The organism is Kitasatospora sp. GP82 (assembly GCF_029892105.1).
Taxonomy (GTDB): domain Bacteria; phylum Actinomycetota; class Actinomycetes; order Streptomycetales; family Streptomycetaceae; genus Kitasatospora.
In genome coordinates this window covers 168,089-191,966 of record NZ_JARZAJ010000017.1, presented here as the reverse complement: position 1 = coordinate 191,966, position 23,878 = coordinate 168,089, and the positions used below count along the sequence as shown (strand labels likewise).

The following is a 23,878-nucleotide window of genomic DNA, read 5'->3' as shown; positions in this document are numbered from 1 at the left end:
CGTCTTCGCGGACACGGTCGACCGAGCAGAGCCCGCGTCCCCGGGTCGGTGCGTGATCGGCCGCGTGTGCGGTGCGCCCTATGATGGCCCCCGGCCTGGATCGGGGGAGAGGCATGGCACGGGTGACAGCCGCTTTGGCGGGGATTGCCGGACGGCGGTTCGCGTCGGTGGCGCAGCTGAGCAGGAACCGGCGCACGGCCTGGCTGATGTCCTGCGCCGTGTCATGGCTGGTCTGCGTCCCGTTCTTCGGGCCGCTCGCGGCCCTGGTGGGACTGCTGGTCCCCGGACTGGCCTTCAGTCCGCAGGTGGCCAACCTCGAATTCGTCCTGCGCCACCATGCCGCCAAGGACATCCGGTTCACCTGGGCCTGGCGACAGCTGATCGCCCTGGAGCAGCTCGTACTGACGGCCCTGCTGACAGGGGTGACGGCGGCCAGCCTCCTGCTGGTCCAGCCGTTGGAGCCGCTCTACCGGTGGACGCTCTCCGCGACAGCCGTCCTGCTGTATCTGGGCACCGTGGCCTTCACCGGTGTCGGCCTGGAGCGGTCCGGCGGCCGGGCCGGTGAGGCCGAATCATCCCGGACCCGGGTCCTGGAACGGTTCCTGGCCCTGGGCGCCGCCACCACAGCGGCCGGCCTCGGAGCGTTCGCCTGGGCCGTGCGCCGCATCGTGCTGCCCGTGGCGTACGGCGAGTTGGAGTTCGCGAAGCGCTGGCAGCCGCTCGCCGACGGGTACGCCTGGCTGGACGGTCAGATCCACACCAGCCTCGCCGGCCCGTCCTTCGAGCAGTCGTACTGGCCGCTGCTCCCGGCCGGCGCCGGACTGGTCGCGGGCCTGGCCACACTGGCCGCCCGGGAGGCGGCCGTACGTGCGGCGACGGCGCGCATTCCGTTCGCCAACGAGGAGCTCGGCTCGGGCGGGAAGGTCTTCCTCAGCTACTCGCGCCGGGACACCGACTTCGCCCGGTCCGTCACCGACCGTCTGGAGGGCCACGTCCGGGAGATCTGGGTCGACTGGCAGGCGATCAAGCCGTCCGAGAAGTGGCGCAGGTCGATCGCCGACGGCATCCGCGAATCCGACGCCATGGTCGTCCTGGTCAGCCGCAGTTCGCTTGCCTCGCCGTACTGCTGGGACGAGGTCCGCCAGGCGATCGAGGAGCGCAAGCGGATCCTCCCCGTGGTGATCGAAGCGGAACTGGCCACCGGCACCACGGCTGCCCTGCGCGAGGCCGGCTGGGACGAGTTGACCGAGTTCCAGCGGCTCGACATGTCGCGCCCCGAGCGCTTCGAGGAGGACGTACGCCGCGTCGTCGCCTTCACCGCGCAGGAACACCGCTGGGTCTCGGGACACACCAGGCTCGGCCTCCAGGCGCACGAGTGGTGGGAGAGCGGGCGCAGCGACGGCTTCCTGCTCCGCGAGGACGAGCTGCGTGCCGCCCGGTGGCTGCGCGACTACGTCCCGAACGACCCGTCATTCCGGGCCGAACTCACCGAGCAGCAGCACAGGTTCATCGAGGCCAGCGGGCAGGCACTGCGGCGGCGCAGGCTCCGCTTCAGGACAGCGGTCGTCTCGGTCCTGCTCGTCCTCGCGGGACTCTCCTCCCTCGTGGTGGCGGTCCAGTCGCAGGCGGAGACCCAGCGCCGCCAGACCCTCTCACGTGCGCTCGTGGTCGCGTCGGCGAACCAGTCCGGCGGCCGGATCGACACCTCATCGCTGCTGGCCGCAGCCGCGTACGGGACGTACGACACGGCCGAGGCCCGCAATGCGATGGCCGATCGGCTGACGCGCTTCAACCACGCGGTGAAGGTCCTGCCGGGCCTGGGCGAGGGCGGTGCCGCGGTGCAGGGCTTCGCCTTCAGTGCGGACGGTTCCACGCTCGCGGTCGAGCTGACGAACGGCACGACGCAGGTGTGGGATACCGGAGACTGGCATCTGCGCGGCACACTGCGCGGCGTACTGCCGAACGAGCGCGGGCGCGGGATGAGCGCGGACGGCCGGCTGGTGGCGCTGCTGAGCGGCACCCGGATCACCGTCACCGACACCACGACGATGCGCGAGACGGCCTCCTTCGATCTCATGGAAGGGACCGCCCTGGTGGCCACCTGGACCGGCGGTCTGAGCGCCGACGGCCGCACCCTGGTCGGGGACGGCAACTGGCTGGCCCAGATCTGGAGCGTGCCCGAGCGCCGTGAGGTATCGCAACGCTACTGCCTGGCAATGTCGTTGAGTCCCTCAGGCCGGTGGGCGTGGTGCCAGCAGGACGGCGAGACCTGGCTGCGCGACCTCCAGGCGCCCGACGCGGGCAACGACACCCATATCGCGGACAACCCGACCATCGAAGGGTGGACGGCCGCCGACGAACCGGTTGCCGACCACGACGGCAGCGCCGAGGTCGTACCTGCCGGGGGGCACGGCCAACCCTGGAGACCAGAGCAGGGCTGGCTAGCGCGGACGATGCAGGCGGTGTCCGAGGACGGTCGCCGCGTGCTGCTCAGGAAGGGCACTGAGCTTCAATTCGCCGTATGGGACCTCCAGGGGCGCACGAAGGTCGGCGACGTCAGCGCTGACCAGCTGACGAAGGACGGCAAGGCGGTGAGCGGGCCCGCCACGGATGAGCAGCTGGCCACGCTGATGGGCACCGCGTCGACAGATGGCATGGTGCTGACTTCAGGTGGTGACAACGACAGCGGTGCGGTACAGCCCGTCGAAAGCGCGGCTCCGGGTCGGCCGATTGCTCTCACCGCCGATGGCCGAAGGGCCGCCGGTCGCACCGAGTCCGGCACTCTCGCCGTCTGGGACCGTGGACCGGGCGGTCGCTTCGTCTCCCAGATCCCGGTCGACGGCCTGAAAGCCCCGCACCTGTTCTCGGCGGTGAGCCCCGACGGCGGCACCGTCGCGATGGTGGACGGCACCGCCCTGCGGTTGTTCGACATCCGTACCGGCCGAGTGGTCCGGGAACCGATTCGGCTCAGCGGTACCGGGCAGCTGATCGCGTACAGCCGGGACGGTTCGCAGCTGGCAGTGAGCGAGCTGATCACAGCTGCCGACGCAACCAAGTCGGACCGGCGGATGAGAGCGCTCGTCGAGGTCTTCGCCCTGCCCAGCGGGGCGCGCGAGGCGGTACTGGACAGTCCCAGCCACTCCGACTCCCGGGAGTCGGTCAACGGTCTGGCCTTCGCCCCCGACGGGCGGCGCCTGTACGTCGGGGTGCAGCAGGCGATGGCCGTCTACGTCTGGGACTTGACCTCAGGACAGGTCGTCCACCGGTGGGCCACATCGGGCTATCTCGACGCCATGGCCCTTAGCCCGGACGGGCGCTGGCTGGCCACCGTGGACCGTCAGTACGTCCTCACCCAGTGGGACACCACGACTGGCAAAGCCGTCTGGTCGACGTCACCGGCTGCAGCCTACGCCGTCACGTTCAGCCAGGACGGCCGGGCCCTCGTCGCACCCTCGACCGACCTGCGGTCCCTGGTGATCCGGGATGCAAGTACCCATCAGCAGGTGGGGACACAGCTCGACATCGGCTACCAGATCCGCTCGGTCCAGGTCACCAGCCTCACCGGCGTCGCGGTCGTCACCCTGGACGCCAGCGTGGACGGTGGCGCCGTCCAGCTCTGGGACCTTCAGCACCACACGAGAATCGGCCCGGTTGTCGCCCGCGTGGGGAGCAACGGGTCGGTCGAGCAGCTGACCGCCGACGGCACCCGTGCCGTGGCCGTCGCCGACGGAACGGTGTTCTCCGCTCTGGTCGATCCGTCAGCCTGGAAGAACAGCCTCTGCGCCCTGGTCGGCCGCCCGCTGCTGCGCCGCGAGTGGACCACGACCGCCCCCAAGGAGCGCTATCTGCCCACCTGTTGAGGTCACTCTTCGGCCACCTTGACCATCCAGGCGTCGTTCTGCACCGAGATGATGTCCTCGCAGCGCGAGACGAAGGCGTCGATCGCCTCGGTGGTGCGGACGGAGCCGGTGGACCACTGGGCGTGCAGCCGCTCCAGTTCGACCGACGTGCGGCTGAACTCCAGCTGCTGGTAGTCGTATTTGGCCGCCGCGCCGTGGGCGGTCACCGCGAGGGTCACGCTTGCTCCCACCGCCACCCAGCCGCCGGCCCAGTCGAGCGCGAACGCACCGGCGGCTGCCGCCAGTACGGCACCCAGGACACCGAGCGCGATCTCCGCGCGCCGTACGGCTGCCGTCCTGCGGGCCATCAGTTCGGCGCGTGGCCGGTAGTAGCCGTCGATCTGGGCCCGCAGCCGCCGCTCGACATAGGTGTCCGCGTCCGACACCGGAGGCAGTTCCCGGTCCCTGGCCGACAGTGCGACGGTGTGGCGCAGCAGGTCGGCGGAGTCCGCCCGCAGCCGGCCGATCCGCTCGGCAAGGGCGGCCTCGGAGGGCTTGGGCCGGTACGCGCCGACCTCGGCGAGGTAGGTGTACGTCTCGCACTTGAAAGCCTCGGAGACCGCGCGCAGCCGGGTCCAGTCGCGTACTCGCTGCGAGCCGGCGTGCTGTGCGGCGAACGGGGTCGCGCCGGCGGCCGCGGCCGCCGCGAACGCCAGTACCTTGCCCAACAGCGGGTCGGCGCCCATGGTCTGGGACGAGGCGGTGGCCGTTGCCGCTGCCACGACGCCCAGGGCCAGCACCAGGATGCGGGCCCGGCCGATCGAGCGTTTCAGCCGGTCCGCTGCCTGCGACCAGACGCTCTGCTGTCCCCATACCGCTTCTATCGACATGTCCCGTTGCTCCCACCCGTGCTGTCGCGACAGCAACTGAGGGTAGGGGGTCTGACGGGGAGTCGGATCCCGGAGGGGGTTATTCCGCGTCGGGGCCGTAGACCTCGACCTTGTCGGCGGCCCGGCGGACGTGGATGCAGTCGCCGGGGCAGTCCTTGACGGAGTCCACCACGTCCTGAAGCAGGGTCAGCGGCACCGGCACGGTCTCGCCGGGCTGTTGACGCAGTTCGTCGTCCTCGCCCTTCACATAGGCCAGGCCGTCGATGTCCAGCTCGAAGACCTCCGGTGCGTACTGCGCACAGATGCCGTCGCCGGTGCACAGATCCTGATCGATCCAGACCTCTAGCGCTTCTCCGGTGCCCGACATGTCCCCTGCCGTTTCTGTCCCAGGTAGCCCTTGATGGGGCATTCCTGCCATTCGTACACCGATCCGAGCTCCGCTGCGGGTCACGATCGGATATTGACTCGACCGACGATACATCTGGTCCGCTTTGGGTGGTGCGCGGTGGGTATCTCCCTAGCAGAGGGGAAGCATGCAAGGGCGAAGATCGGACACGCCCGTTCCATCTTTCTGATCTAGGGGTTTACGGACCCCTGGGTGCAGGTAGGGTCTGGAAGCGTCCAGCTCCCCCCGGAGGAGGTGAGGACCGTGGCAGCCCACGATGACGATTTCAACCGCAGCGCCGGCAGGCCCGCTCGTGGTTCCGACGAGGCCGCTCAGGTCTCGTACCTCGAGCAGGAGATTGCCGTCCTGCGCCGCAAGCTTGCCGACTCGCCGCGCACCTCAAGAATCCTTGAGGAGCGCATCGTCGAGCTCCAGACCAATCTGGCCGGAGTAACCGCCCAGAACGAACGGCTCGCATCCACCCTGCGCGAGGCCCGCGACCAGATCGTGGCGCTCAAGGAGGAAGTGGACCGGCTCGCCCAGCCCCCCGCCGGATTCGGCACCTTCCTCAGCGCCAACGAGGACGGCACTGCCGACATCTTCACCGGCGGTCGCAAGCTCCGTGTCAACGTCAGCCCGAGCGTCGAGCTGGACGAACTGCGCCGCGGCCAGGAGGTGATGCTCAACGAGGCCCTCAACATCGTGGACGCGATGGCCTTCGAGAGCCTCGGTGACATCGTCACCCTCAAGGAAGTCCTCGAGGACGGCGAGCGCGCCCTGGTCATCGGGCACACCGACGAGGAGCGGGTGGTCCGGCTCGCCGAGCCGCTGCGCGACCTCACCCTGCGCGCCGGGGACTCCCTCCTGCTGGAGCCCCGCTCCGGCTACGTGTACGAGGTCGTCCCCAAGTCGGAGGTCGAGGAGCTCGTCCTCGAGGAGGTGCCGGACATCGACTACCGGCAGATCGGCGGTCTGAGCAACCAGATCGAGCTGATCCGCGACGCGGTCGAGCTCCCGTACCTGCACGCCGACCTGTTCAAGGAGTACGAGCTGCGCCCGCCCAAGGGCGTGCTGCTCTACGGTCCGCCCGGCTGCGGCAAGACGCTCATCGCCAAGGCGGTGGCCAACTCCCTGGCCAAGAAGGTGGCGGAGGCCACCGGGCGGCCGCAGGGCAAGAGCTACTTCCTCAACATCAAGGGCCCCGAGCTGCTCAACAAGTACGTCGGCGAGACCGAGCGGCAGATCCGCCTGGTCTTCCAGCGGGCTCGGGAGAAGGCGAGCGAGGGCACGCCCGTCATCGTCTTCTTCGACGAGATGGAGTCGCTCTTCCGCACCCGCGGCTCGGGTGTCAGCTCGGACGTGGAGAACACCATCGTCCCGCAGCTGCTGGCCGAGATCGACGGTGTCGAGGGCCTGGAGAACGTCATCGTGATCGGCGCCTCCAACCGCGAGGACATGATCGACCCGGCGATCCTGCGTCCTGGACGACTGGACGTCAAGATCAAGATCGAGCGCCCGGACGCCGAGGCGGCCAAGGACATCTTCTCCAAGTACCTGAAGGACTCGCTGCCGTTCCACCCGGACGACGTCAAGGAGCACGACGGCTCCGTCGAGGCCACCGTGGTGGCGATGATCCAGTCGGTCGTGGAGCGGATGTACTCGGAGACCGAGGAGAACCGTTTCCTGGAGGTCACCTATGCCAACGGTGACAAGGAGGTCCTGTACTTCAAGGACTTCAACTCCGGCGCCATGATCCAGAACATCGTGGACCGGGCGAAGAAGATGGCCATCAAGGACTTCCTCGACCACGGCCAACGAGGCCTGCGCGTCTCCCACCTGCTCGCCGCCTGCGTCGACGAGTTCAAGGAGAACGAGGACCTGCCCAACACCACCAACCCGGACGACTGGGCCCGGATCTCCGGAAAGAAGGGCGAGCGGATCGTCTTCATCCGCACCCTGGTCACCGGAAAGCAGGGCGCCGAGTCAGGACGCTCCATCGACACTGTCGCCAATACGGGGCAGTACCTGTAAACAGTCACCGACCACCGTCCGGCTGCGGCACCGGCCCGACAGGGCCCGGATCGTCCGCAGCCGGACGGTGTGTCTCGGGACTAGGCTCGACCCATCGTCGGCGGGGCGTCCGCCGGCGATGGTGATGTAGGCGGTACGTCAGTGCCAGGCCCGGCCGGGGCAGGGCACCGGGCAAGGAGGGCCGCATGACCGTACGGCGCGTGATGGGGATCGAGACCGAGTACGGGATCTCGGTGCCGGGGCACCCCAACGCCAACGCCATGCTCACCTCGTCCCAGATCGTCAACGCGTACGCGGCGGCGATGCACCGGGCGCGGCGGGCCCGGTGGGACTTCGAGGAGGAGAATCCGCTGCGCGACGCCCGGGGTTTCGACCTCGCGCGGGACGTCGCGGACGCCAGCCAGCTCACCGACGAGGACATCGGCCTCGCCAACGTCATCCTCACCAACGGCGCGCGGTTCTACGTGGACCACGCGCACCCCGAGTACAGCTCACCCGAGGTGACCAACCCGCGCGACGCGGTGCTCTGGGACAAGGCCGGGGAGCGGATCATGGCCGAGGCCGCGCTACGCGCCCTGGAACTGCCCAATGGGCAGAAGATCCATCTGTACAAGAACAACACCGACAACAAGGGCGCCTCCTACGGCACCCACGAGAACTACCTGATGAAGCGGGCGACCCCGTTCGCCGACATCGTCCGCCACCTCACCCCGTTCTTCGTCTCCCGCCAGGTGGTCACCGGCTCGGGCCGGGTGGGCCTGGGCCAGGACGGCTCCTCGGACGGCTTCCAGCTCAGCCAGCGGGCGGACTACTTCGAGGTCGAGGTCGGTCTGGAGACCACCCTCAAGCGCCCGATCATCAACACCCGCGACGAACCGCACGCCGATGCGGAGAAGTACCGCCGGCTGCACGTGATCATCGGGGACGCCAACCTCTCCGAGATCTCCACCTACCTCAAGCTGGGCACCACCTCGCTGGTGCTGGCGATGATCGAGGACGCCTTCATCGCCGTCGACCTCGCCGTCGACCAGCCCGTCCGCACTCTGCACCGGGTCTCCCACGACCCCTCGCTGGAGCAGCTGATCACGCTGCGCAGCGGCCGCAAGCTCACCGCCGTCCAGCTCCAGATGGAGTACTGCGAGCTGGCGCAGAAGTACGTCGAGGACCGCTACGGCCACGACGCCGACGAGCAGACCAAGGACGTCCTGGCCCGCTGGGAGGACGTCCTCGGCCGCCTGGAGCGCGATCCGATGAGCCTGTCCAGGCAGCTCGACTGGATCGCCAAGAAGGAGCTGCTGGAGGGCTACCGCCAGCGCGACGGCCTGGACTGGGACAGCCCCAGGCTGCACCTGGTGGACCTCCAGTACAGCGACGTACGCCCCGACAAGGGCCTCTACAACCGCCTGGTGGCCCGTGGCCGCTTCGAGCGGCTGCTGACCGACGAGGAGATCACCGCAGCCGTCTCCAAGCCGCCGGAGGACACCCGCGCCTATTTCCGCGGCCGCTGTCTGGAGCAGTACGCCGAACACGTCGCCGCGGCCTCCTGGGACTCGGTCATCTTCGACCTGCCGGGACGCGACTCGCTCCAGCGCGTCCCCACCCTGGAGCCGCTGCGCGGCACCAGGAACCACGTCAAGGAGCTGCTCGACCGCTGTCACACCGCCGAGGACCTGGTCCGGGTACTGTCCGGCGGCTGAGACGCCCGGTGACTTACCGATCACCACGGGTGAACAGTCCCCGGAACGGGAATCATCCGGGGGAGCGCGGAGCGTTGAAGGAGAACTGGGAGCGGAATCAGCGCCCGGTCGATAGGGTCTGATCAGCAACACCACAGACCAGCCGTGCGAGACGAATCGAGCGGGGTGAGGGAAATGGCGAGCAAGGACACCGGTGGCGGCCAGCAGCGGGCGAACCGCTCCTCCGAGGAGGTCGAGGAGCAGGCTGCCGAAGCGCAGCAGTCCGAGGACCTCAAGGAACGCCAGGAAAAGCTGAGCGATGACGTCGACGCGGTTCTGGACGAAATCGACGATGTCCTGGAGTCGAATGCCGAGGATTTCGTGCGGCAGTTTGTCCAGAAGGGTGGACAGTGACAGCTGGGTCCGATGCCGAATGTCGGATCTGACACGGTTTGCATTCGCGCGCAATGGGTCGGAGTGACTCGTTGCGCGCGAATGCGCTGATATTCGGGCGGCCCGCGATGTGGATCGACGCCACGGAACGGGTAAGGTCCGGGGCATCCAAAGCTGATCTACCTGGAAGGAATCGAGTGGAAGCCAACACTGGTGGCACCGGGCGTCTACCGGCTGCCTTCCTGACTCCCGGGTCCTCGTCGTTCGTCGACTTCCTGGCGCAGCACCAGCCGGAGCTGCTCCCCGGGCACCGCAGCCTGCCCGAGGGCATCGTCCAGGCGCCGCACGGCACCACCATCGTCTCCGCGGTCTTCGACGGCGGTGTGGTGATCGCCGGCGACCGTCGGGCCACGATGGGCAATGTGATCGCCCAGCGCGACATCGAGAAGGTCTTCCCGGCCGACGACTACAGCGCGGTCGGCATCGCCGGCACCGCGGGGCTCGCAGTGGAGATGGTCCGCCTCTTCCAACTGGAGCTGGAGCACTACGAGAAGATCGAGGGTGCGGTCCTGTCCCTGGAGGGCAAGGCCAACCGTCTCACCACGATGATCCGGGGCAACCTCGGAATGGCCATGCAGGGCCTGGCCGTCGTCCCGATGTTCGCCGGCTACGACCTGGACCTCGGCGAGGGCCGGATCTTCACCTACGACGTCACCGGCGGCCGCTCCGAGGAGCGCGGCTTCGCCGCCATCGGCTCGGGCTCGCTCTTCGCCCGCGGCTCGATGAAGAAGCTCTACCGTGACCGCCTGACGGCCGATCAGGCCGCCACCCTGGTGGTCCAGGCGCTGTACGACGCGGCCGACGACGACTCGGCCACCGGTGGCCCCGACCTGGCCCGCAAGATCTTCCCGATCGTGTCGCTGATCACCGAGGACGGCTTCCGCAGGCTCTCCGACAGCGAGGTCTCCGAGATCGCGGTCTCCATCACCGAGCACCGCCGCGAGCACCCCGACGGCCCGCAGGCCCCGCTTCTCTAAGTCCGCCGAACTCCTCACCAGAAGGGACGACCACCGGTGTCCACGCCGTTCTACGTCTCCCCCCAGCAGGCCATGGCGGACCGCGCGGAGTACGCCCGCAAGGGCATCGCGCGCGGCCGCAGTGTGGTCGTTCTCACCTACACCGACGGCGTCCTCTTCGTCGCCGAGAACACCTCCCGGGCCCTGCACAAGGTCTCCGAGATCTACGACAAGATCGCCTTCGCCGCGGTCGGCCGCTACAACGAGTTCGAGAACCTGCGCATCGGCGGCGTCCGCTACGCCGACCTGCGCGGCTACTCCTACGACCGGGCCGATGTGACCGCCCGCGGCCTGGCCAATGTGTACGCCCAGACACTCGGCACCATCTTCTCCTCGGTCGGCGAGAAGCCGTACGAGGTCGAACTGATCGTGGCCGAGGTCGGCCGCACCGCCGACGAGGACCAGATCTACCGGCTCACCCCGGACGGCTCCGTGGTCGACGAGAAGAACACCGTGGTGGTCGGCGGCAACGCCGATTCGATCGGCAACTACCTCGGCCAGCGCCACCGCACCGGGATGACCCTCACCGAGGCCCTCAAGGTGGCCGTGGACGCCCTCGCCCGCGACCCCAACGGCGGCACTCCGCGCATCCTCACCCCGGAGCAGCTGGAGGTCGCCGTGCTGGACCGCCAGCGCTTCCAGAAGCGCAAGTTCAAGCGCATCCTCGGCGGCCAGCTCAGCCGGCTGCTGAGCGGCGACGAGAGCGCCGCGGCGGACGAGGACACATCCGCCGACACGGCGGAGTAACCGGGCGCCGGGAGTCCCGTACGGTGGCGACGCCGTACGGGATTTCCGTCTGCCTGCGGCAAATTGACGGCTCCTCATGATTGGATTGCCATCGCCCGCAAGGGTTTCGGATGGCCCCGAGAAGAGAAAAGATGCCTCATGGACCGCCGAATTTTCGGGCTGGAGAACGAGTACGGTGTCACGTGTACGTTCCGGGGACAACGACGGCTGTCTCCGGACGAAGTGGCCAGGTACCTCTTCCGCCGCGTAGTTTCCTGGGGCCGCAGCAGCAATGTCTTCCTGCGCAACGGCGCCCGCCTCTACCTCGACGTGGGCTCGCACCCCGAGTACGCCACGCCCGAGTGTGATGACGTCGTCGAGCTCGTCACCCACGACAAGGCGGGCGAGCGCATCCTGGAGGGTCTCCTGGTGGACGCCGAGCGGCGGCTGCACGAGGAGGGCATCGCCGGGGACGTCTACCTCTTCAAGAACAACACCGACTCGGCCGGCAACTCCTACGGCTGCCACGAGAATTACCTCGTCGCCCGGCACGGCGAGTTCTCCCGGCTGGCCGACGTCCTGATCCCCTTCCTGGTGACCCGCCAGCTGATCTGCGGGGCGGGCAAGGTGCTGCAGACGCCGCGCGGTGCGGTGTACTGCGTCAGTCAGCGGGCCGAGCACATCTGGGAGGGCGTCAGCTCGGCGACCACCCGCTCCCGTCCGATCATCAACACCCGTGACGAGCCGCACGCCGACGCCGAGCGCTACCGGCGCCTGCACGTCATCGTCGGCGACTCCAACATGTCGGAGACCACCACACTGCTCAAGGTCGGCGCGACCGACCTGGTGCTGCGGCTGATCGAGGCCGGCGTGGTGATGCGCGACCTCACGCTGGAGAACCCGATCCGGGCGATCCGCGAGGTCAGCCACGATCTCACCGGCACCCACCAGGTCCGGCTCGCCAACGGGCGGGAGGCCAGCGCGCTGGACATCCAGGAGGAGTACTTCACCAAGGCGCTGGAATTCGCCGACCGCAAGGGCATCAACACCGGCACCGTGGCCCGGGTGCTCGACCTGTGGGGCCGCACCCTGGAGGCGGTGCGTACCGAGGACCTGGCCAGGGTCTCCACCGAGATCGACTGGATCATGAAGTACAAGCTCATCGAGCGCTACCGCGAGAAGCACCAGATGAGCATGTCCCACCCCAGGGTGGCCCAGATCGACCTCGCGTACCACGACATCCACCGTCGGCGCGGACTGTTCTACCTGCTGCAGAACAAGGGGCAGGCGCTGCGGGTCACCAACGACCTGAAGACCTTCGAGGCCAAGTCGGTGCCCCCGCAGACCACTCGGGCCCGGCTGCGCGGGGACTTCATCCGGCGGGCGCAGGAGCAGCGCCGTGACTTCACGGTGGACTGGGTGCACCTGAAGCTGAACGACCAGGCGCAGCGCACGGTCCTGTGCAAGGATCCGTTCCGGTCGGTGGACGAGCGGGTGGAGAAGCTCATCGCCGGCATGTGAGTCGTCGGCGTGCGAGTCGCCGTGGGGTGACTCGGTCTCAGGGATGGTGGCGGGACGTGCGGTCCGGCCACCATCCCTTTGCGTGTGCGCTGTGTCTGCGCGGCGACGGACGGATCGGGCCATAGGGTGACCGGTATGCGTAGAATCGCCGGTTTGCTGGTTGTCCTTCCCCTTGCGCTGCTCGCCGCCTGCAGCAGCGGGACGTCCTCCTCGGCTGGTGCCTCGCCGAGCGCGTCGGCCTCGGTCACCGCCGTGCCCAGCCCGGTTGCCTCGGCCTCGCCGATGCCGACGGTGGCGGGGGACTTCGGGAGCAAGGCCACCGTCACCGTCCCGCCGGGCCAGCCGAGCGGGCAGTTCGTGGTGAACACCCTGAGCGAGGGTGAGGGCGCCACCGTCGCCAAGGGCGACTGGGTGACGGTCAACTACACCGCCAAGGACTGGACGACCGGCAAGGACGTCGGCAGCTCCTACGACGCCAACCAGAAGCCTCAGCTCTACCAGGCCGCCAACGGCCAGCTCGTCCCGGCCTTCGACCAGGGCGTGGTGGGCCGCAAGGTCGGCAGCCGGGTGCTGGTGGTGGCTCCGCCCGCGGCCGCGTTCGGGGCGCAGGGCAACAGCAGCCTCGGGGTGAGCGCCGGGGACACGGTGGTCTTCGTGCTGGACGTCATGCAGGCCGTGCCGCAGGACTCCACCATCAGCGGGACGATCGCCGAGCCGCCGCCCACCATGCCGCAGGTCAAGGACAACGGGAAGGCCGCGCCGACGATCACCATTCCGGCCGGGGAGGTGCCGCCGAACGACCTGCAGAAGGCCGTGCTGGTGAAGGGCGACGGCAAGCAGGTGCAGTCCGGGCAGACCCTGGTGGTGCAGTACACCGGTGTGCTGTGGAGCAACGGGCAGCAGTTCGACTCCTCCTGGAGCCACGGCGGCGCCCAGGCGCTCCAGGTGGGCACCGGGAGCCTGATCAAGGGCTGGGACGAAGGTCTGGTCGGTCAGACGGTGGGCAGCCGGGTGGAGCTGGTGGTGCCGCCGGCGCTCGGGTACGAGGACAAGGCGCAGGCGGCGGTGCCGCCGAACTCGACGCTCGTCTTCGTGATCGACATCCTTGAGGCGGTCTGACCCGTAACCTCGTAGACGGTGGCTTCGGGAGCCTTGGGGCAGCAGAAACACCCGCCCTCATGGTGAGCTGACATACTGCTGCCCTTCCGCATGTGGTATGAGTCGTCAGGCCCTGGAGAGGGCGTCGGACGGCCGGATGGATGGGGAGTCATGTCTGAGAACACGTCGAGCCCGGGCAAGGCCGGCACCGCGAACGGCGGCGCTGCCGGTGACCCGGCCGCCTCGCGGCCCGGCGGTCCGCTGCCGGGCGACGGTGAGTCGATCGTCGTGCCACCGTCGATCCTGAAGCAGCAGGCGGGCTGGGGCCAGGCCCCGGCGCAGCCGGCCGCCGAGAGTGAGAAGGGGGACGACGAGGAGCCGCAGGTCTTCGCCTCCACCGTGCGCAAGAAGGAGGTCTCCGAGGCGGGGTACGACGAGAACCCTCCCGGCGCGGGGAAGCTCGGCATGATCCTCGGCACGGTGCTCGCGGTCCTGCTGGTCGGCAGCGGTATCACGCTGTACGTGGCCAACCGGCCGGATTCGTCGGACAAGGCCGCCAAGCCCGACTCCGCGCCCACCTCGCCCGCGCCGACGGCGGACCCGGTACCGCCGATCAAGGACAGCGCCAAGGTGCTGCCGACCGTCACCGGGGACTTCGGCAAGAAGGCCGCCATCGAGCTGCCCAAGGAGGCCCCCGACGGCTCCTTCGTGGTCAAGCAGCTCTCCGAGGGCAGCGGCCCCAAGGTGGAGAAGGGCAACTGGGTCTCGGTCGACTTCACCGCCAAGGACTGGGCGACCGGCAAGGACATCGACGGCTCGTACGAGCGCGGCAAGCCGCAGCTCTTCCAGGCCGGTGCGGGTCAGCTGATCCCGGCCCTGGACAGCGCCGTGACCGGGCACAAGGCCGGCAGCCGGGTGCTGGTGGTGGCTCCGCCGGCCGCCGCCTTCGGCGCCCAGGGCAACAGCTCTATGGGCGTCGGCGGCACCGACAACCTGGTCTTCGTGCTCGACATCCGGCAGGCCACCGCCCCGGACGCCACGCTGAGCGGCGACATGGCCGATCCGCCGGCCGGGATGCCCAAGGTGAAGGACAACGGCAAGAAGGCCGCCGACATCACGCCGGAGCCGGGCGCTGCCGACCCGACCGAGCTCAAGTCGGCGGTGCTGATCCAGGGCAAGGGCCGCAAGATCGAGGCCGGCGAGAAGGTCCTGGTCCAGTACACCGGTGCGCTCTACAAGGACGGCAAGAAGTTCGACTCCTCGCTCGACCGGGGCCAGGCGTTCAGCTTCGTGACCGGTGGCGGCAGCGTCATCGAGGGCTGGGACAAGGGCGTGGTCGGCCAGAACGTCGGCAGCCGGATCGAGCTGGTGATCCCGGCCTCGATGGGCTACAAGGACAAGGCCACGGGCTCGATCCCGGCCAATTCGACCCTGGTCTTCGTGATCGACATCCTGGATGCGGGTGTCGGCGCGGCCGACAGTTAGACGACAATGGTCCGGTGACCGGCCAGGGGCGACCCGCCGCCGGTCCTGACCTCAGTGGGCGGTGGGTGCCCGTACGGTGGTCCGTACAGGCATCTGCCGCTCAGTCATGTGCACCATCGAACGAGAAGAGTCTGTTATGGAGATCGAGAAGCCGGAGATCGAGTTCCCGGGTGGCGAGCCGCCGGTCGACCTGCAGATCCGGGACATCCGGGTCGGCGACGGCGCCGAGGCCAAGGCCGGCGCCATGGTCACGGTCCACTACGTCGGCGTGACCTTCGAAACCGGCGAGGAGTTCGACGCCTCGTGGAACCGCGGCAATGCGTTCCAGTTCCCGCTCGGCGCGGGCCGCGTCATCAAGGGCTGGGACCAGGGCGTCCAGGGCATGAAGGTCGGCGGCCGCCGCGAGCTGGTCATCCCGGCCCACCTGGCCTACGGCAACCAGTCGCCGAGCCCGCTGATCCCCCCGGGCTCGACCCTGATCTTCGTCGTGGACCTGCTCGCCGTCTGAGCAGCCCTCCGTACGCGGGCCAGCAGCCAGGGCCGCATTCCGCTTCGCGGGGTGCGGCCCTGTGCCGTTTCCGGGCCGGGTTTCGGCTCCGGCTTTTGCAGCGCGTGTCAGGACCGGTACGGTCAGGTCCGCCAGGTCCCGAATGTCCCCAGTACGAATGTCCCCAGGAAGGGTCAGCGATGGCGATCGCCAAGGCAGAGCGGCTGATGAACCTCGCCCTGTGCCTGATGAACACCAGACGTCCGCTCTCCAAGAAGGAGCTGCGCGAGTCCATCGAGGCCTACCGCGAAGCCTGGCAGCAGGGCAGCGAGGACGCCTTCAACCGGATGTTCGAACGGGACAAGGACGACCTGCGCGAACTCGGTCTGGTCATCGACGTCGACGAGAACGCTCTGGACGGCGAGATCGGCTATCTCGCCCGCCGCGACCGCAACCGGCTGCCCGAGATCGCCCTGGACGCCGAGGAGGCCGCCGCGCTCTCGGTCGCCGCCAGGGTCTGGCAGCAGGCCAAGATGTCCGGCGCCGCCAGCGGCGCGCTGCAGAAGCTGCGCGCGGCCGGGGTGCCCTTCGGCGAGGACGCCGAGCCCAGCGCACTGCAGCCCCTCATCCCGGCCCGCGAGGCCGCCTTCGAGCCGCTGCTGGTCGCCGCCCGCGACCGGCGGCCCGTCAGCTTCGAGTACCGCAAGGCCGGAGCGGCCGCCACCGAGCAGCGCTCGGTCGAGCCCTGGGCGCTGGAGTGCTGGCGCGGCCACTGGTACCTGGCGGGCTGGGACCGCGATCGCCGGGACGCCCGGGTGTTCCGGCTCAGCCGAATCACCGGCAAGGTCCGTTCCCGGGCCGGCTCCTTCACCGGCGCCGTGCCCGAGCACGTGGACGTCCGCGCCGTCGTCGCCTCCTTCGCGGGGGAGGGCGCCACCGCCACCGCCACCGTACGGCTGCGCAAGGGCGCGGGCTTCCCGCTGCGCACCAAGGCGCTGAGCACCCGTCAGCTGGACGGCGGCTGGGACGAGCTGGAGATCCCGTACGGCAACGGCCTCGGTGCCGACCTCGCCGAGTTCGGGCCCGACCTGGTCGTCCTGGCGCCCGAGGAGCTGCGGGCGGATGTCATCGACCGGCTGCTCGCCGTAGCCGGCCTCAACGGCCTCGACGAGGCGGGAGCGCACGCATGAGCAACGCCATCGACCAGACCCGACGGATGCTCTCCCTGGTCACCTACCTGCGCGAGCGGCCCGGTGCCGAGGTGGCCGAGGTGGCCCGCGCCTTCGGGATCACCGAACGGCAACTGATCAACGACCTCAATGTGCTGCCGATGTGCGGCACCAGCTTCCGCGGCGGCGACCTGCTCGACATCGACACGGACGGCGAGCGGATCTGGTGGCACAACGCCGACGACGTCGCCCAGCCGCTGCGCCTGGCCGCCGACGAGGCCACCGCACTCCTGGTCGCCGCCCGGGCCGTGGCCGGACTGCCGGGTCTGCGGGAGCGGGACCGGCAGGCGCTCACCCGGGCCGTCGCAAAGATCGAGGACGCCGCGGGAGAGAGCGCCGAGTCCAGTGCCAGGGTCGGGGTGACCTTCGAGGCCGAGGGCCAGGTCTTCGCCGACATCGACCGCGCGATCGGCGAGGGCCGGCTGATCTGGCTGCGCTACTGGTCGCACGGGCGCGGCGGGATGACCGAGCGCGAGGTCGACCCGATCCGCCTGGTCACCGAGGGCCACACCTACCTGGAGGGCTGGTGCCGGACCTCCGAGGACCGGCGGGTCTTCCGGCTCGACCGGATCGCCGAGATCAAGATCCTCGACGAGCCCGCCGACCCGCCCAGGCTGGAGCCGCGCGATCTGTCCGCCGGCCTGGTCAACCCCGCCGCCGACGACCCCCAGGTGGTCGTGGAGGTGGGCCCCGGCGGGCGCTGGGTCGCCGAGTACTACACCCATGACGCCGCCGAGGAACTGCCCGACGGCGGCCTGCGGATCACCCTGCGCAGTGCCGATCCGGCCGGGCTGCGCCCGCTGGCCCTGCGACTCGGCCGGGACGGCCGGATCGTCTCGCCACCGGAACTGGCCGAGCAGGCCAGGGGCGCCGCACTGGCCGCGCTGGAGCACTACCGGGAGGGGCGGGCCTGAGCGGTGGGCGACGCCAGCACCAGGTTCAAGGTCTACTGCTCGCACTGCCGGGAGAAGGTGGAGCTTCCGGCGGTGGAGTTCCGGCTGGCGCTCGGCGCCACCAAGGAGCGCACGTTCTACAGCTTCACCTGTCCCGAGTGCGGGGCGGCGGTGCGCAAGCACGCCGGGGAGAAGATCATCGCAGCGCTGACCGGCGCCGGAGTGAGCACCATGCGGCTCCTCCCGCTGGAAGGCTAGGGCCTGTCCGGCACTTCCCGCCGGCGCGGGGCGGAGGCGGCCGGCGCCGACGGGTCGTGCAGGCAGGACGTACGGGAGCGGGTAGAGTCGAACGCCATGTCATGGACCATCGTCGCCGCCGTTCTGCTGGCCACCGCCGGCCTGCTCGTCCTCGGGGTGCTCGCCTGCCGGCTCTGGCTGAACGTACGGGCACTCGCCCGTGAGGTGGACGCCGCCTCGCGGGCGCTGGCCTCGGCGGCGGGCGAGCTCACCGGCCCCGTCGGGGCGGCACCGGCCGGTGGGCAGCAGGTCTAGACCGGTCGGCACGTCACGTCGCAGGTCCCGTGCCGGTTGCTCCGGGAACCGAGCCGATGCCGAATAGGTGATGCAGGGTTGTCCGGGCGTCACATGCAGGAGCTACCATCGCCCAGAGTGGGGGAGTGCTGCCCCTGTGAGAAAGGTGGTCGCACGTGAGGATCTCGCCGGTCGCGTTCCTGCTGCTCATCGTCGTCGCCATCGCACTCTTCGGTGGTAAGCGGCTGCCCGACCTGGCCCGTTCGCTCGGCAAGTCGATGCGGATCCTCAAGAGCGAGGCCAAGGCGATGCGCCGGGAAGGCTCGGACGCACCGCCGCCGCAGCCCCCGGCGCAGGACGCCCGGCCTGCGGTGGAGGCACCCCGGACGATCAAGGCCGCGCCGGGTGACTCCGGGGCGTCCCGGCCCAGCACCGGCCAGGGCCCCGGCCGACAGGGCTGAGCGGCCGACCGGGTCGAGCAGGCGGCACACTTAGTAACCGGAGGCCCGTCGCCCGGCGGGCTTCGTCGCACGAGTTGAGGACCGGGGTTGAGCAAGTCTTCGAAACCGCCCAAGGACCCCGAGGGCCGGATGGCCCTCGCCGACCATCTCCGTGAACTGCGGAACCGGGTGGTCAAGTCGGCCCTGGCCATCGTGCTGTTCACGATCATCGCGGCGATCTACCACAAGCAGCTCGAATCGTTCCTGATGGAGCCGCTGCCGAGGTGCAACACCGCGGAGGAGGCGGCCCACTACCACGGCAAGTGCGCCCAGGTCTCCACCATCGGTCTGACCACGCCGATCGCCCTGATCATCAAGGTCGCGCTCACCGCCGGTGTGGTCGCCACCGTCCCGGTCTGGCTGTACCAGCTGTGGGCCTTCGTGGCACCCGGTCTGCACCGGCACGAACGCCGGTACGCGATCGGCTTCATTGCCGGTGGCGCTCCGCTCTTCCTGGCGGGTGTGACCGTCGCGTACCTGCTGCTGCCGACCACCGTGCAGGTGCTGATCTCGTTCAGTCCCAGCGGCACCACACCGATTCTGCCGCCGGAGAACTACTTCGACATCGCGACCAGGATGGTGCTGGTCTTCGGCCTCGCCTTCGAGTTCCCGCTGCTACTGGTGATGCTCAACTTCGGTGGCGTGGTCTCCGGCAAGCGGCTGCTCGGCTGGTGGCGCGGCATGGTGATGGCCATCACCGTCTTCGCCGCCTTCGCCACCCCCAGCGCGGAACCGGTCAGCATGCTGGCGCTGGCCGCGCCGATCTGGGCGCTGTACTTCATCGCGGTGGGCATCGCCCTGCTCAACGACCGCCGCCGGGCCCGCCGCAACCCCGACGCCGGTCTGGACGACGACGAAGCCTCGGCCGTGGACCTCTCGGTGGACGAGGTCGCCGCCGCCGAGGCGGTCGAAGCCTCGGCCGCACCTGCCGCGCCCACACCCGTCCCCGCTGCCCGCCACGGACAGATGGACGACATCACCTGATCCCGCCGCCGTGCCGCTGACGGCCCCGGACCGCCCATCGGTGGTCCGGGGCCGTCAGCTTTGCCGCCTCTTGGCAACGCTGTACACCATGTGACATATTACTGGCGTGCTCACCAGACCCCCCTACGACGTCGTAGTGGTCGGTGCCGGAGTCGTCGGCGCCGCCTGCGCGTACTACGCCACGCTGGCCGGACTCTCCGTCGCCGTGGTCGACCGCGGCCCGGTCGCGGGCGGCACGACGGGTGCCGGAGAGGGCAACCTGCTGGTCTCCGACAAGGAGCCGGGGCCCGAACTCGACCTCGCCCTGCTCTCCACCCGGCTCTGGGGCGAACTCGCCGCCGAGCCCGGAGCCGCCTTCGGCGGAGAGGCCGGCCGCGGCACGGGTGGCGGTTTCGGCGAGCGGATCGAGTACGAGGCGAAGGGCGGCCTGGTGGTCGCCTCCGGCGAGCCGGGCATGGCCGCGCTGCGGGCCTTCGCCGAAGGTCAGCGCGCCGCCGGGGTCGAGGCCGTCGAGATCGCGGGCGAGCGCCTGTACGAGCTGGAGCCGCATCTGGCTCCCGGGCCGGCGGGAGGCGTCCACTACCCGCAGGACGCCCAGGTCCAGCCCGCCCTGGCCGCCGCCCACCTGCTGCGCGCGGCCCGGTCGGCCGGGGCCGAGCTGCGTCTGGGCGAGACGGTCACCGCCGTCCGCACCAGGCCCGACGGCTCGGTCCTCGGCGTCACCACCGACCGGGGGCAGATCGACGTCCCCGCCGTGGTCAACGCCGCCGGTACCTGGGGCGGCGAGCTCGCCCGGCTGGCGGGGGTGGCCCTGCCCGTGCTGCCCAGGCGCGGCTTCGTCCTGGTCACCGAGCCGCTGCCGAGGATCGTCCGGCACAAGGTGTACGCCGCCGACTACGTCGCCGACGTCGCCAGCGGATCGGCGGCCCTGCAGACCTCCGCCGTGGTTGAGGGAACGCCTGCCGGGCCGGTGCTGATCGGCGCCAGCCGGGAGCGGGTCGGCTTCGACCGGACGCTCTCCGTCGAGGTGCTGCGCCGGCTGGCAGTGCAGGCCGCCGCGCTCTTCCCGGTCCTGGCCGAGGTCGCCGTCCAGCGTGCGTACCGGGGCTTCCGTCCGTACCTGCCGGACCATCTGCCCGCGATCGGGGCCGACGCTCGGCTGCCCGGCCTCTACCACGCCTGCGGTCACGAGGGGGCGGGTATCGGGCTGGCGCCGGCCACCGGCCTGCTGATCAGCCGTCAGCTGACCGGCAAGCAGCCGGAGCTGGACCTGTCACCCTTCCGGGCCGACCGCTTCGCCCGGTCGTGAGCCCAAGTATGAGCCCGGCCGTCTGCCCGGGTGCAGGCCGGGCCGGGGGCGTGACGTGACCGTATCGAGGATTGGAGGCAGCATGCACCGGACCCCAGCCGAGTTGGTCGGGGCGCGACCCGAGGCCGCGTACACCATCGAGTTCGACGGCAGGGAGGTCCCCGCCCTGCCCGGCCAGAGCATCGCCGCCGCGCTGTGGGCCCAGGACATCCTGGCCTGGCGCACCACCCGGGTCGGGGGACGTCCGCGCGGGGCGTTCTGTGGGATCGGCGTCTGTTTCGACTGCCTGGCCACCGTCAACGGCCGTGCCAACCAGCGCACTTGTCTGCTGCCCGCGCAGCCGGGCGACACCGTCACCACCCAGGAGGGCCACGGCCGTGCCGACCTCGCCGTCTGATCACCCGAACCGCCCCGAGGCCGGTGAGCGTGCCGTGTCCGAGGTGTACGACCTTGCCGTGGTCGGGGCCGGGCCGGCCGGGTTGGCGGCTGCCGTCACCGCGGCCGGGCTCGGGTTGCGCTGCGCGCTGCTGGACGCCGGTCCCAGGCCGGGTGGCCAGTACTACCGTCATCCGGCGCCCGGTCTGGGCGCGGTCCACCCCGAGCGGCTGCACCATGGCTGGGCCGCCTTCGCCGCGCTCTCCAGCCGCCTCAAGGTGCATACCGCCGCCGGGCGGATCACCTACCTGACCGGGCATCAGGTCTGGACGGCCGAGCGCGGCGAGATCTGGCGGCTGCACGCGACGCTCGGCCCCGAAGTCGGTGCGCACGCTGTTGTCCGGGCCCGGACGGTGCTGCTTGCCACCGGAGCGTACGAGCGCCAACTCCCCTTCCCCGGCTGGACCTTGCCCGGGGTGGTCACGGCGGGCGGCGCGCAGGCGATGCTGAAGTCGGGCCTGGTGCTGCCCGGGCGTCGGGTCGTGGTCGCGGGCAGCGGTCCGCTGCTGCTCGCCGCCGCTTCGTCGCTGGTGAGCGCCGGAGCGACCGTCCCCGCGGTCGTCGAGGCGACCAGTTACCTGCACTACGCCAAGGGCCTGCCGACCCTCGCCGCCAACCCGGCCAAGCTGGCCGAGGGCGCCGGGCACGGCGCGACCCTGCTGCGGCACGGCGTACGGCTGCGGCGCAGCAGTGCGGTGGTCGAGGCGCACGGCACCGAGCGGGTGACGGCGGTGACGGTGGCCCGGCTGGACCGGGACTGGCGGCCTGTCCCGGGCAGTGAACGGCGGATCGCCTGCGACGCCCTGGCGGTCGGCCACGGCCTGCTGCCGCAGATCGAACTCGCCACCGAACTCGGCGCGAGGACCCGCGAGACCCCCGACGGCTCGGTCGCACTGGCGGTGGACTCCGGAATGCGCACCAGCCTGGCGGGACTGTGGGCTGCCGGGGAGACCTGCGGCGTCGGCGGTGCCGATCTGGCGCTCGCGGAAGGTGAGTTGGCGGCCCGGGTGATCGCCGGCCGGCCGGTGCCGCCCGCGCTGCGGGCGCGCCGGGAGCGGCGGCGGGCCTTCGCCGAGCTGATGGCGGCCGCGCACCGGCCGGGCCCCGCCTGGACCGAGTGGCTGCGCCCGGACACGGACGTGTGCCGCTGCGAGGAGGTCCCGGCGGCCCGGATCCGGGAGGCGGTGGAGGAGCTGGGTGCGGGGGACGCCCGTACCGTCAAGCTGCTCACCCGCGCGGGGATGGGCTGGTGCCAGGGCCGGATGTGCGGGCCCGCCGTCGCCTGCCTGTCGGGGGACGACCGGCCCCGGGCGGACAGCCGCCCGCTGGCCTGTCCCGTCCCGCTCGCCCAGCTGGCCGGCCCGGAGCCGTCCTGACCAGCCGTCAGACCTGACCGATTGCAGCGGGAAGGCCCTTGTGGCCGACCTGTCGACCCATATAAAATGTCACACCTCACTACTAGGGAGCTACCCCCGTGTCCCTTGCCAAGCACGAGTCCGCCCGTCCCTGGCGCGGCATCATGGTCGCCACCGCCCTGCCCCTGCGCGAGGACCTCTCGGTGGACTACGACGCCTACGCCGAGCATGTCCGCTGGCTGATCGACTCCGGCTGCGACGGTGTCGTCCCCAACGGCTCGCTCGGCGAGTACCAGACCCTCACCGACGAGGAGCGCACCCGGGTGGTCGCCACCGCCGTCGAGGCGGCCGGGGACGGGGCGCGGGTGATGCCCGGTGTCGCGGCGTACGGCAGCGCCGAGTCGCGCCGCTGGGCCGAGCAGGCCGCCGAGGCCGGTGCGGGCTCGGTCCTGCTGCTGCCGCCGAACGCCTACCGTGCCGAGGCCGCTGCCGTACGCGCCCACTACGCGGAGGTGGCACGGGCCGGGCTGCCCGTCGTCGCCTACAACAACCCGTACGACACCAAGGTGGACCTCGTTCCCGGTCTGCTCGCCCAACTGCACGGCGACGGCTCGATCGTGGCGGTCAAGGAGTTCAGCGGCGACGTCCGGCGCGCCTACGAGATCGCCGAACTGGCCCCGGGCCTCGACCTGTTGATCGGTGCCGACGACGTGCTGCTGGAGCTGGCCGTGGCCGGCGCCGTCGGCTGGATCGCCGGGTACCCGAACGCACTGCCGCAGGCCGGTGCCAAGCTGTTCCACGCCGCCGTCGCCGGTGACCTGGAGACCGCGCTGCCGCTCTACCGGGCGCTGCACCCGCTGCTGCGCTGGGACTCCAAGACCGAGTTCGTCCAGGCCATCAAGCTGTCGATGGACATCGCCGGCCGTCCCGGTGGCCCGACCCGCCCGCCGCGCCTGCCGCTCGCCCCGGAGATCGCCTCGGCCGTCCGGGCTGCGACCGAGAAGGCCATCGCCGAGGGCCTGAACTGACGCGACA

General features: G+C 70.4%; 22 protein-coding genes. 20 read left to right on the top strand and 2 right to left on the bottom strand.

The window, feature by feature from the left end; all coding sequences use genetic code 11:
- Positions 1 to 113 precede the first annotated feature (113 nt).
- Positions 114 to 3,860 (top strand): toll/interleukin-1 receptor domain-containing protein, encoded by a 3,747-nt coding sequence (locus P3T39_RS20135; protein WP_280699668.1) that lies wholly within the window; start codon positions 114 to 116, stop codon positions 3,858 to 3,860.
- Positions 3,861 to 3,862: 2 nt separating this feature from the next.
- Here P3T39_RS20135 and P3T39_RS20130 read toward each other — a convergent pair whose 3' ends face one another.
- Entirely contained in the window at positions 3,863 to 4,729 is an 867-nt protein-coding gene (locus tag P3T39_RS20130) for a DUF4231 domain-containing protein (RefSeq protein WP_280699666.1), read from the bottom strand.
- A 79-nt stretch (positions 4,730 to 4,808) separates the two neighbouring features.
- On the bottom strand, positions 4,809 to 5,096 hold the full coding sequence (locus P3T39_RS20125; RefSeq protein WP_280699664.1) for a ferredoxin: 288 nt from the start codon (positions 5,094 to 5,096) through the stop codon (positions 4,809 to 4,811).
- 282 nt (positions 5,097 to 5,378) lie between these two features.
- Between P3T39_RS20125 and arc the strand changes: the two genes are divergently transcribed.
- From arc to P3T39_RS20030, 19 genes are all read left to right on the top strand, one after another.
- On the top strand, positions 5,379 to 7,145 hold the full coding sequence (gene arc, locus P3T39_RS20120; RefSeq protein ID WP_280699662.1) for a proteasome ATPase: 1,767 nt from the start codon (positions 5,379 to 5,381) through the stop codon (positions 7,143 to 7,145).
- Between the two features lie 185 nt (positions 7,146 to 7,330).
- Complete coding sequence (gene dop / locus P3T39_RS20115; RefSeq protein ID WP_280699660.1) at positions 7,331 to 8,842, top strand: depupylase/deamidase Dop; 1,512 nt, start codon at positions 7,331 to 7,333, stop codon at positions 8,840 to 8,842.
- 174 nt (positions 8,843 to 9,016) lie between these two features.
- Positions 9,017 to 9,235 (top strand): ubiquitin-like protein Pup, encoded by a 219-nt coding sequence (locus P3T39_RS20110; RefSeq protein ID WP_280699658.1) that lies wholly within the window; start codon positions 9,017 to 9,019, stop codon positions 9,233 to 9,235.
- Positions 9,236 to 9,411: 176 nt separating this feature from the next.
- Positions 9,412 to 10,251 (top strand): proteasome subunit beta, encoded by an 840-nt coding sequence (gene prcB / locus P3T39_RS20105; protein WP_280699656.1) that lies wholly within the window; start codon positions 9,412 to 9,414, stop codon positions 10,249 to 10,251.
- A gap of 36 nt (positions 10,252 to 10,287) precedes the next feature.
- Complete coding sequence (gene prcA, locus P3T39_RS20100; protein ID WP_280699654.1) at positions 10,288 to 11,037, top strand: proteasome subunit alpha; 750 nt, start codon at positions 10,288 to 10,290, stop codon at positions 11,035 to 11,037.
- A 138-nt stretch (positions 11,038 to 11,175) separates the two neighbouring features.
- Positions 11,176 to 12,537 carry a Pup--protein ligase gene (pafA, locus tag P3T39_RS20095; protein WP_280699652.1) on the top strand — a complete coding sequence of 454 codons (1,362 nt, stop codon included), beginning with the start codon at positions 11,176 to 11,178 and terminating at the stop codon, positions 12,535 to 12,537.
- 153 nt (positions 12,538 to 12,690) lie between these two features.
- Complete coding sequence (locus P3T39_RS20090) at positions 12,691 to 13,656, top strand: FKBP-type peptidyl-prolyl cis-trans isomerase (RefSeq protein WP_280699650.1); 966 nt, start codon at positions 12,691 to 12,693, stop codon at positions 13,654 to 13,656.
- Positions 13,657 to 13,806: 150 nt separating this feature from the next.
- Positions 13,807 to 15,120 carry an FKBP-type peptidyl-prolyl cis-trans isomerase gene (locus P3T39_RS20085; RefSeq protein ID WP_280699648.1) on the top strand — a complete coding sequence of 438 codons (1,314 nt, stop codon included), beginning with the start codon at positions 13,807 to 13,809 and terminating at the stop codon, positions 15,118 to 15,120.
- A 136-nt stretch (positions 15,121 to 15,256) separates the two neighbouring features.
- The gene (locus P3T39_RS20080) at positions 15,257 to 15,628 is read left to right on the top strand and encodes an FKBP-type peptidyl-prolyl cis-trans isomerase (protein WP_280699646.1); all 372 of its coding nucleotides are present in this window, start codon (positions 15,257 to 15,259) and stop codon (positions 15,626 to 15,628) included.
- Positions 15,629 to 15,807: 179 nt separating this feature from the next.
- Positions 15,808 to 16,797, top strand: a complete 990-nt coding sequence (locus P3T39_RS20075; RefSeq protein ID WP_280699644.1) for a WYL domain-containing protein — start codon at positions 15,808 to 15,810, stop codon at positions 16,795 to 16,797.
- Positions 16,794 to 17,750, top strand: coding sequence for a WYL domain-containing protein (locus P3T39_RS20070; protein WP_280699642.1), 957 nt, complete (start codon positions 16,794 to 16,796; stop codon positions 17,748 to 17,750). The genes P3T39_RS20075 and P3T39_RS20070 overlap by 4 nt, the downstream gene beginning before the upstream one ends.
- Positions 17,751 to 17,753: 3 nt before the next feature.
- Positions 17,754 to 17,987 (top strand): hypothetical protein, encoded by a 234-nt coding sequence (locus P3T39_RS20065; protein ID WP_280699640.1) that lies wholly within the window; start codon positions 17,754 to 17,756, stop codon positions 17,985 to 17,987.
- 96 nt (positions 17,988 to 18,083) lie between these two features.
- Positions 18,084 to 18,281: a hypothetical protein gene (locus tag P3T39_RS20060; protein WP_280699638.1), complete on the top strand. Its 198-nt coding sequence runs from the start codon at positions 18,084 to 18,086 to the stop codon at positions 18,279 to 18,281.
- A gap of 155 nt (positions 18,282 to 18,436) precedes the next feature.
- Positions 18,437 to 18,721: a Sec-independent protein translocase subunit TatA gene (gene tatA / locus P3T39_RS20055; RefSeq protein ID WP_280699636.1), complete on the top strand. Its 285-nt coding sequence runs from the start codon at positions 18,437 to 18,439 to the stop codon at positions 18,719 to 18,721.
- An 87-nt stretch (positions 18,722 to 18,808) separates the two neighbouring features.
- Positions 18,809 to 19,744: a twin-arginine translocase subunit TatC gene (tatC, locus tag P3T39_RS20050; RefSeq protein ID WP_280699634.1), complete on the top strand. Its 936-nt coding sequence runs from the start codon at positions 18,809 to 18,811 to the stop codon at positions 19,742 to 19,744.
- A gap of 106 nt (positions 19,745 to 19,850) precedes the next feature.
- The gene (locus tag P3T39_RS20045; RefSeq protein ID WP_280699632.1) at positions 19,851 to 21,053 is read left to right on the top strand and encodes an FAD-binding oxidoreductase; all 1,203 of its coding nucleotides are present in this window, start codon (positions 19,851 to 19,853) and stop codon (positions 21,051 to 21,053) included.
- An 82-nt stretch (positions 21,054 to 21,135) separates the two neighbouring features.
- The gene (locus tag P3T39_RS20040) at positions 21,136 to 21,450 is read left to right on the top strand and encodes a (2Fe-2S)-binding protein (protein WP_280699630.1); all 315 of its coding nucleotides are present in this window, start codon (positions 21,136 to 21,138) and stop codon (positions 21,448 to 21,450) included.
- A 34-nt stretch (positions 21,451 to 21,484) separates the two neighbouring features.
- Positions 21,485 to 22,864, top strand: coding sequence for an NAD(P)/FAD-dependent oxidoreductase (locus P3T39_RS20035; RefSeq protein WP_280699703.1), 1,380 nt, complete (start codon positions 21,485 to 21,487; stop codon positions 22,862 to 22,864).
- A 143-nt stretch (positions 22,865 to 23,007) separates the two neighbouring features.
- The gene (locus P3T39_RS20030) at positions 23,008 to 23,871 is read left to right on the top strand and encodes a dihydrodipicolinate synthase family protein (RefSeq protein WP_280699701.1); all 864 of its coding nucleotides are present in this window, start codon (positions 23,008 to 23,010) and stop codon (positions 23,869 to 23,871) included.
- Positions 23,872 to 23,878: the final 7 nt, after the last annotated feature.